Source organism: Vogesella mureinivorans (genome assembly GCF_007644035.1).
GTDB lineage: Bacteria > Pseudomonadota > Gammaproteobacteria > Burkholderiales > Chromobacteriaceae > Vogesella > Vogesella mureinivorans.
Genome location: NZ_VMTV02001033.1, coordinates 1 through 255 on the forward strand (window position 1 = coordinate 1; position 255 = coordinate 255).

Consider the following 255-nt stretch of genomic DNA (forward strand, 5'->3'; position numbering starts at 1 on the left):
GTCGGCCTTCCTGCTGGTGATCTCGCTCTGGATCCGGATGAAGCTGCATGAAAGCCCGGCCTTCCAGCGCATGGCCGCCGAGAGCACCGAAAAGCGGGCGCCGTTCAGGGAGTCTTTCCTGACCTGGCGCAACGGCCGGTTCGTGCTGCTGGCCCTGTTCGGGATCATGATCGCCCAGGGCGCGGTCTGGTACGCCGGCTATTTCTACACCCGCTTCTTCATGGAGCGGGTGCTGAAGGTGGAGGTGGCCACGGT

Annotated in this window: 1 pseudogene; it reads left to right on the forward strand. The window is 64.3% G+C overall.

Annotated features, from left to right (window positions below):
- Positions 1–255 (forward strand): annotated as a pseudogene (locus tag FLQ44_RS22615) (MFS transporter); the annotation flags it as partial.